Here is a 7,644-nt window from a genome sequence, read left to right as displayed (position 1 = left end):
GGCCCGAAAGAAAGGTAGGAGGCCATGACGAAAGGTCTGCACGTGCCTTCCGAGATCGGCAAGCTCAGGAAGGTCTGCCTGCACCGTCCCGGCGACGAGCTCCTCAACCTGCCGCCCGACGAGCTCGAGCGACTCCTGTTCGACGACGTCCCGTTCCTGGAGGTCGCACAGCAGGAGCACGACACCTTCGCCCAGATCCTGAGGGACCAGGGCGTGGAGGTCCTCTACCTCGAGAACCTCGTCGCCGAGGTGTTCGACCAGGTCCCCGGCGCCCGCGCCGAGTTCACCGACCAGTACATCGCCGAGGCCGGCATCCGCGGCCAGCACATGCCGCAGATCGTCCGCGAGAAGCTGGACTCCATCGAGGACAACCTCGAGTTCGTCAAGAAGACCATGGCCGGCATGACCAAGGCCGAGATCGACATGCCCCTCACGGCGTCCACGACCCTCGACTCCCTGGTCAACTCCGAGTCCGAGTCCGACCTGATCATCGACCCGATGCCCAACCTCTACTTCACCCGCGACCCGTTCGCGGTCGTCGGCGAGGGCGTCAACCTCAACCGCATGTACTCGGTCACCCGCAACCGCGAGACCCTGTACGGCAAGTACGTCTTCAAGTACCACCCCGACTACAAGGACGTCTCCCTGTACTTCCGCCGCGACTGCCAGTTCCACACCGAGGGCGGCGACGTGCTGAACATCAACGAGAAGACCCTCGCCGTCGGCATCTCCCAGCGCACCCAGGCCGCCGCTATCGACGTCATGGCCCAGAACATCTTCTGGAACTCCGACTCCAAGGTCGAGCGCATCCTGGCCTTCGACATCCCGGTCTCGCGCGCCTTCATGCACCTCGACACGGTCTTCACCCAGATCGACGTCGATAAGTTCACGATCCACCCCGCCATCATGGGCACCCTGCGCGTCTACGAGCTGACCGCTGGCAAGAACCCGGGCGACGTGAACATCCGCCTGATCGAGGACACCCTCGAGCACGTCCTGGAGGACGCCACCGGCGTCGACCAGGTCAAGCTGATCCCCTGCGGCGGCGGCGACCCGATCGCGGCCTCCCGCGAGCAGTGGAACGACGGCTCCAACACCCTGTGCGTCGAGCCCGGCAAGATCTGCGTCTACGCCCGCAACACCGTCACCAACGACGTGCTGTACAAGGAGGGCCTGGACCTTCTCGTCGTGCCCTCCGCCGAGCTCTCCCGCGGCCGCGGCGGCCCGCGCTGCATGAGCATGCCCTTCTGGCGCGAGGACCTCTAAGGTCTTCAAGGACCCGTACAGGTCATAATACATACATCTAGCTGCCATTAGATGTCTCCCATTGGGGCGGTGCGGGTTTTCGCACCGCCCCAATCTTGTATGAGGAACGTCAACACGGTTGGATGACTGCTTTTGTAAGGAGCTTTGCCATGGACATCAAGACAATCGGCGTTGAGGAATGGCTTAACGTTTGGGAGAAGAGCGCTACGTGGGATATCGCCCAGTCGACAATCTCCTCGCTTACCATGGGCGAGCTGCGCGCGCTCGACGACCAAGATGGTGCCACGTTCTACGAGCGCCTGGACCGCGAGAAAATGAACTACGGCTGGATTGAGGGTTCGCCGGAGTTTAAGGCCGAGGTTGCCAAGCTGTATCGTCGCGAGGTCAATCCCGATCATATTCTGCAGACCAATGGCTGCACGGGTGCCAACCTCAACGCCATCATGGCCGTGGTCGAGCCCGGCGACCATGTGATTGCCGAGTGGCCCACCTATGCGCCGCTCTATGAGATCCCGCGTACACTCGGCGCCGAGGTTGAGTATTGGGAGCTTTGCGAGGAGCTCGGATGGAAACCCGATATCGAACAGCTCAAGCGCCTCGTTCGCCCCAACACCAAGCTCATTTGCATCAATAACGCATCGAACCCTATCGGTACGGTGCTCGATGCCGATACGCTCGGCCAGATCGCCGAGATTGCCCGCTCGGTTGGCGCCTATGTGCTGTGCGACGAGGTGTACCTGCCGCTTGAGAACACCGAGGACTTTTTGTCGATGGCCGATGTGTACGAGAAGGCCATCGTCACCAACTCGGTGTCCAAGACCTATTCGACGCCTGCGACCCGCGTGGGCTGGGTTGTGGCAGACGAAGAGGTATCTAACCGCATTCGCACGTACCGCGACTACACCATGATTTGCGGCGGCGTGTTCAACGACGCCCTGGCGACCTATGTGCTCAAGCACAAGGACAAGATCCTCGAGCGCAACCGCAAGATCGTGTTTGGAAACCGCGATATCGCGCAGGCTTGGATTGATACGCAGCATCGCGTTTCCTGGACGGCCCCGCAGGGCGTGTCCACCTCGTTTATCCAGCTTGACATTCCCGAGGATGATGAGGAGTTCTGCAAGCGCCTGCTGTCCGAGAGGGGAGTGCTGTTGGTTCCCGGCAGCCGCTTTGAGCTTCCCTGCGGCGCACGCCTGGGCTACTGCGCGAGCGAGGACGTTCTGCGCGAGGGTCTGAGGCTTCTGGGCGAGGCACTGGCGGTGTTCGATCGCTAGGATTCCGACGGCTCTCAAAGCCGCTCAAATCTGTCTACGATTATCGATAACTGACCCGTTTCCCAAGAGGGGAGCGGGTCTGTTTTTCTATACCGAGAAGTCAAGTTGTTACAAATGAGGCCGTAAGGCGAACCGGTATCCGATGGGCCTTATACTGAGCTTCCGGTGAACGGTATCAAGCGTCTGGTAAACGGTAATTTGTTACCAGAAATGAATAGGACAAACTTTTTTCTGAATAAAAATGAAAATGGTTGAGACGCGGTATGAATCGCTAATTCTATTCATAGCTTTATTGGAAATATGCAATTTGAGGGTGGTTTAATAAAGTTAAGTTCCATTTGTTATTTAGATTGAAAACGCGTTTAAGCACGTAAATAAACTTTATTAAATCAAAGTGTGCCATGCGTGAAGTATATGTGTATGCCGTTCACCCATCATATAAAACCGTTCGGGGGCGAGGTGGAAGTATGAACTGATTTTGGATATAAATATGTCGTCAGCAATAACGCCTCACACGGAGGGGCGCTAACGAATCGGCCCTGACAGGGGCCCGAAAGAAAGGTAGGAGGCCATGACGAAAGGTCTGCACGTGCCTTCCGAGATCGGCAAGCTCAGGAAGGTCTGCCTGCACCGTCCCGGCGACGAGCTCCTCAACCTGCCGCCCGACGAGCTCGAGCGACTCCTGTTCGACGACGTCCCGTTCCTGGAGGTCGCACAGCAGGAGCACGACACCTTCGCCCAGATCCTGAGGGACCAGGGCGTGGAGGTCCTCTACCTCGAGAACCTCGTCGCCGAGGTGTTCGACCAGGTCCCCGGCGCCCGCGCCGAGTTCACCGACCAGTACATCGCCGAGGCCGGCATCCGCGGCCAGCACATGCCGCAGATCGTCCGCGAGAAGCTGGACTCCATCGAGGACAACCTCGAGTTCGTCAAGAAGACCATGGCCGGCATGACCAAGGCCGAGATCGACATGCCCCTCACGGCGTCCACGACCCTCGACTCCCTGGTCAACTCCGAGTCCGAGTCCGACCTGATCATCGACCCGATGCCCAACCTCTACTTCACCCGCGACCCGTTCGCGGTCGTCGGCGAGGGCGTCAACCTCAACCGCATGTACTCGGTCACCCGCAACCGCGAGACCCTGTACGGCAAGTACGTCTTCAAGTACCACCCCGACTACAAGGACGTCTCCCTGTACTTCCGCCGCGACTGCCAGTTCCACACCGAGGGCGGCGACGTGCTGAACATCAACGAGAAGACCCTCGCCGTCGGCATCTCCCAGCGCACCCAGGCCGCCGCTATCGACGTCATGGCCCAGAACATCTTCTGGAACTCCGACTCCAAGGTCGAGCACATCCTGGCCTTCGACATCCCGGTCTCGCGCGCCTTCATGCACCTCGACACGGTCTTCACCCAGATCGACGTCGATAAGTTCACGATCCACCCCGCCATCATGGGCACCCTGCGCGTCTACGAGCTGACCGCTGGCAAGAACCCGGGCGACGTGAACATCCGCCTGATCGAGGACACCCTCGAGCACGTCCTGGAGGACGCCACCGGCGTCGACCAGGTCAAGCTGATCCCCTGCGGCGGCGGCGACCCGATCGCGGCCTCCCGCGAGCAGTGGAACGACGGCTCCAACACCCTGTGCGTCGAGCCCGGCAAGATCTGCGTCTACGCCCGCAACACCGTCACCAACGACGTGCTGTACAAGGAGGGCCTGGACCTTCTCGTCGTGCCCTCCGCCGAGCTCTCCCGCGGCCGCGGCGGCCCGCGCTGCATGAGCATGCCCTTCTGGCGCGAGGACCTCTAAGTCTTTCCGTTTCCGGTGCGGTCCCCCTACAACCGCACCGGTTTCGCCCGTCAAACGGGCAACACTAATACTTACGTAATTCATTTTTTCGAAAGGAAACGAACCATGGGTGTTAACCTCTCCGGCCGTAGCTTCCTCAAGCTCCTCGACCTCTCCACCGAGGAGATCGAGTACTTGCTCAAGCTTTCCAAGAACTTCAAGGACATGAAGCGCGCTGGCGTTCCGCACCGCTATCTCGAGGGCAAGAACATCGTTCTGCTCTTCCAGAAGACCTCCACTCGTACCCGCTGCGCCTTCGAGGTCGGCGGCATGGATCTGGGCATGGGCGTCACCTACCTCGATCCCGGTTCGTCGCAGATGGGCAAGAAGGAGTCCATCGAGGACACCGCCCGCGTTCTCGGCCGCATGTATGACGGCATCGAATTCCGTGGCTTTGCCCAGGACGACGTCGAGGAGCTCGCTGCCAAGTCCGGCGTGCCCGTGTGGAACGGCCTGACCACCGAGTGGCACCCCACCCAGATGCTCGCCGACATCCTGACCGTTCAGGAGAACTTCAACTACGACATCAAGGGCAAGACTCTCGTCTTCATGGGCGACTGCAAAAACAACGTTGCTCGCTCCCTCATGGTCGTCTGCTCCAAGCTCGGCATGAACTTCGTGGCTTGCGGCCCCGAGGAGTGCATGCCCGCTGACGACGTCATCGAGGCCTGCAAGCCCATCGCCGAGGCTAACGGCTGCACCATCAAGCTGACCACTGACGTCAAGGACGGCGTCACCGGTGCCGACGTTATCTACACCGATGTGTGGGTCTCCATGGGCGAGCCCGACGAGGTCTGGGCCGAGCGCATCGCTCAGCTCACCCCGTATCGCGTTACCTCCGAGGTCATGGCTATGGCCAACCCGGGTGCCATCTTCCTGCACTGCCTGCCCAGCTTCCACGACACCAACACCACGATTGGCGCCGAGAAGTGCGAGCAGTTCGGCATCACCGAGCAGGAGGTCACCGACGAGGTCTTCGAGAGCCCCGCTTCCAAGGTCTTCGACGAGGCCGAGAACCGCATGCACACCATCAAGGCTGTCATGTACGCCACGCTCAAGTAAGAGCATCTAGCATCTCGCTCGGGGTGTATTGCTGGACACCCCGAGCGGTTTTATCTGGTAATAATCTCGCATCAAGCGGCAGGCACGGCACGGAAGAGCCGCTTCGGGCGAGATCAGTAAATGATTTATGAAGGGGGGATGAGAACTATGACTGAGACCGCTAAGAAAAAGCGCGGTATGCCTTCATCGTTCACCATTCTTCTTGCTCTGCTGGCAATTGTTGCAGTGATTACCGTTATCGTCTCCGGCACGTCCGGTGGCGCGGTTACTGCCGCCCGTCTGAGCGATTTCTGCACCGCCCCGATCCTGGGCTTCGCTGACGCTCTGCCCGTCTGCCTCTTCGTTATGATCCTGGGCGGCTTCCTCGGCATGATGACCGAGACCGGCGCCCTGGACAACGGCATCGCCGTTCTGGTGCAGAAGCTTAAGGGCAACGAGATTATGCTCATTCCCGTGCTGATGCTCATCTTCTCCCTCGGTGGTACCACCTATGGCATGTGCGAGGAGACCGTTCCCTTCTACGCCCTGCTCGCCGCTACCATGATGGCCGCTGGCTTCGACCCCATGGTCGGTGCCGCTACCGTCCTGCTCGGCGCTGGCTGCGGCTGCCTGGGCTCCACGGTTAACCCGTTCGCCGTCGGCGCTGCCGTCGACGCTCTGACCGGCGTTGGCATTGAGGTCAACCAGTCCATCATCATCGGCCTTGGTGCCGTCCTGTGGATTGTCACTACCGCTATGTCCATCTTCTTCGTGATGAACTATGCCAAGAAGGTCAAGGCTGACAAGGGTTCCACCATCCTGTCGATGCAGGAGCTTAAGGACGCCGAAGAGGCTCACGGCAAGGCTGCTTCCGAGGTCCACAAGGAGGTCAAGCTCACCGGTCGTCAGAAGGGTGTTCTGATCGCCTTCGCCTTCACCTTCGTCGTCATGATCGTCGGCTTCATTCCGCTGGCCGACCTCAACGAGGGCGTCGCCAACTTCTTCGACGCCGGCGCTGTCTACGACGCCGACGGTAACGCCGTCGTCCAGGGCTGGTCTGCCCTGATCACCGGCCTGCCCATTGGCCAGTGGTACTTCGACGAGGCTTCCACCTGGTTCTTCCTCATGGCCGTCCTGATCGGTATCATCGGTGGCCTGTCCGAGAAGCAGATCGTCAACACCTTCATCACCGGCGCTGCCGACATGATGTCCGTTGTTCTCGTCATCGCCCTCGCCCGTGGTATCTCCGTCCTCATGGCTAACACCGGCCTCGATGTCTTCGTCCTCGACGCTGCCGCCAATGCCCTGGCTGGCCTGTCCGGCGTGATCTTCGCTCCCATGAGCTTCCTGGTCTACTTCGGCCTGTCCTTCCTGATCCCTTCGACCTCTGGTATGGCCACCGTCTCCATGCCCATCATGGGACCGCTGGCTGTTAAGCTCGGCTTCTCGCCCGAGGTCATGGTCATGATCTTCTCCGCCGCCATCGGTGTCGTGAACCTGTTCACTCCGACCTCCGGCGCCATCATGGGCGGTCTCGCCCTGGCCAAGATCGAGTGGACGACCTGGCTCAAGTTTGCCCTTAAGCTCATCGTCGCTCTCTCCGTCGTCTGTGCCGTCATCCTGACCGTCGCCTGCGTGCTGCTCTAAGTACCCAACGGGTACCCCACGGAAACCTTGACGATCCTGTAGAGGATCACCTGGTCATCGTCTGTCCGGTGGGGTAAACCCACCGGTAGACTCCTACCTTTAGCCCCCTCCCGTTCCGTGCGCGGGAGGGGGCGCACTTATGTTGCGCGGTTCTACGAACCGCGCAACCAGTCAACGCTGCGCGCCGCCCAGGACGACAATTTGTCATTCAAAAGGCAAGGCATGACCAAAAGGTCTATGCCTTGCCTTTTTCATGCCAACTTGTACGTCCTGGGCGGCGCTCGCTGACTTATGCTCAACCTGCGACTTTTCCCTTGTTGGTGCAAAGGTGTCAGATTGCTTTGCGCCATGTCCTCCTCTTTCACGTCACCTTGCTCGTTCTGGCGGGCTTTCGCTGACTTTTGTTCCACCTGCGGCGCTGCCATTGTTGGTGCAGGGGGACAGCTTGCCCGCACTGGTGCCCATTCGCTGACTTATGCTCAACCTGCGACATTCCCTTTGTTGGTGCAGGGGAAGTGCGTGGGGGAGGGTCTGCTCCGCTATAATCGCCTAGGACATTAAATG

Annotated in this window: 5 protein-coding genes; all 5 read left to right on the top strand. The window is 60.0% G+C overall.

Features of this window, described 5'->3' with window-relative positions; translation table 11 throughout:
- The first annotated feature begins 24 nt into the window (after window positions 1-24).
- The 5 genes from arcA (FGQ61_RS02695) to FGQ61_RS02675 all read left to right on the top strand — a co-directional run bounded on the left by arcA (FGQ61_RS02695) (window position 25) and on the right by FGQ61_RS02675 (window position 7,080).
- Entirely contained in the window at window positions 25-1,266 is a 1,242-nt protein-coding gene (gene arcA / locus FGQ61_RS02695) for an arginine deiminase (RefSeq protein WP_099431519.1), read from the top strand.
- A 149-nt stretch (window positions 1,267-1,415) separates the two neighbouring features.
- Entirely contained in the window at window positions 1,416-2,540 is a 1,125-nt protein-coding gene (locus FGQ61_RS02690; protein ID WP_138374487.1) for an aminotransferase, read from the top strand.
- A 571-nt stretch (window positions 2,541-3,111) separates the two neighbouring features.
- Entirely contained in the window at window positions 3,112-4,353 is a 1,242-nt protein-coding gene (gene arcA / locus FGQ61_RS02685; RefSeq protein WP_138374486.1) for an arginine deiminase, read from the top strand.
- Window positions 4,354-4,458: 105 nt separating this feature from the next.
- Window positions 4,459-5,454 carry an ornithine carbamoyltransferase gene (argF, locus tag FGQ61_RS02680; protein ID WP_099431521.1) on the top strand — a complete coding sequence of 332 codons (996 nt, stop codon included), beginning with the start codon at window positions 4,459-4,461 and terminating at the stop codon, window positions 5,452-5,454.
- Window positions 5,455-5,592: 138 nt separating this feature from the next.
- Window positions 5,593-7,080 (top strand): YfcC family protein, encoded by a 1,488-nt coding sequence (locus FGQ61_RS02675; protein WP_411160852.1) that lies wholly within the window; start codon window positions 5,593-5,595, stop codon window positions 7,078-7,080.
- Window positions 7,081-7,644 lie beyond the last annotated feature (564 nt).

Origin of the sequence: Collinsella aerofaciens (assembly GCF_005844325.1) — a bacterium.
In the GTDB taxonomy this organism is placed as follows: Bacteria; Actinomycetota; Coriobacteriia; order Coriobacteriales; family Coriobacteriaceae; genus Collinsella; species Collinsella aerofaciens_G.
This window is presented reverse-complemented; position numbering and strand designations above follow the sequence as displayed.